Origin of the sequence: Sporanaerobium hydrogeniformans (genome assembly GCF_002735925.1) — a bacterium.
GTDB lineage: Bacteria > Bacillota > Clostridia > Lachnospirales > Cellulosilyticaceae > Sporanaerobium > Sporanaerobium hydrogeniformans.
This window is the reverse complement of the sequence record NZ_PEDL01000052.1, coordinates 1-1,513: the sequence shown is the minus strand read 5'-3', so window position 1 is coordinate 1,513 and position 1,513 is coordinate 1. Positions and strand designations below refer to the sequence as shown.

General features: G+C 49.3%; 1 rRNA gene. It reads right to left on the bottom strand.

From position 1 onward, the window contains the following. Positions 1-1,513 (bottom strand): 23S ribosomal RNA (locus CS063_RS17340); the annotation flags it as partial.

The following is a 1,513-nucleotide window of genomic DNA, read 5'->3' as shown; positions in this document are numbered from 1 at the left end:
ATGGCCTCAGGTTAGAAGTTAAGTATTACAAGAGAGGTATCCCACCATTGACTCCACCAAGACTGGCGTCCTGGCTTCAAAGTCTCCCTCCTATCCTGTACATGTAATACCCAACCTCAGTATCAAGCTACAGTAAAGCTCCACGGGGTCTTTCCGTCCTGTCGCGGGTAACCAGCATCTTCACTGGTACTACAATTTCACCGGGTGCGCTGTCGAGACAGTGCCCAAATCATTACGCCTTTCGTGCGGGTCAGAACTTACCTGACAAGGAATTTCGCTACCTTAGGACCGTTATAGTTACGGCCGCCGTTTACTGGGGCTTAAGTTCAAAGCTTCGCCTTACGACTAACCTCTCCCCTTAACCTTCCAGCACCGGGCAGGCGTCAGCCCTTATACATCACCTTTCGGTTTAGCAAAGACCTGTGTTTTTGTTAAACAGTTGCTTGGGCCTATTCTCTGCGGCCAGCCGAAGCTGGCACCCCTTCTCCCTAAGTTACGGGGTCATTTTGCCGAGTTCCTTAACAACGCTTCTCCCGTCGGCCTTAGGATTCTCTCCTCATCCACCTGTGTCGGTTTACGGTACGGGCACCTATCACGCAATAGCAGCTTTTCTCGGCAGTGTGGATTCAGGAACTTCTCTACTTAAATTTCGATCCGCATCACACTTCATCCTCGTCTGGCGGATTTACCTACCAGATGCGACTTTGTGCTTGCCCAGAGATACCATTCCCTGGATTCCTTATCCTCCTGCGTCCCTGCAGTTCTGATAATAGGTGGTACTGGAATTTGAACCAGTTGTCCATCGACTACGACTTTCGTCCTCGCCTTAGGTCCCGACTTACCCAGAGCAGATCAGCTTTACTCTGGAAACCTTGGATATTCGGCCTACAAGATTCTCACTTGTATCTCGCTACTCATTCCGGCATTCTCACTTGCAAGCGCTCCACAGCTCCTCACGGTACTGCTTCGGCGCACTTGCAACGCTCCTCTACCAATCCATCTTTAAGATGTATTCCATAGCTTCGGTGGTGTGTTTGAGCCCCGGACATTTTCGGCGCAAGATCTCTCGACTAGTGAGCTATTACGCACTCTTTGAATGAATGGCTGCTTCTAAGCCAACATCCTAGTTGTCTTCGAAATCTCACATCCTTTTCCACTTAACACACACTTGGGGACCTTAGCTGATGGTCTGGACTGTTTTCCTTTTGACCATGGGTCTTATCACTCATAGTCTGACTGCAGATGGTATCTTTATGGCATTCTGAGTTTGATATGCTTCGGTAAGCTTGTGGGCCCCCTAGGCAATTCAGTGCTTTACCTCCATTAGACTCCTATCCACGCTAGCCCTAAAGCTATTTCGAGGAGAACCAGCTATCTCCGGGTTCGATTGGAATTTCTCCGCTACCCACAGTTCATCTCCACCTTTTTCAACAGATGTGAGTTCGGACCTCCATTACCTTTTACGGTAACTTCATCCTGACCATGGGTAGGTCACCCGGTTTCGGGTCTATTG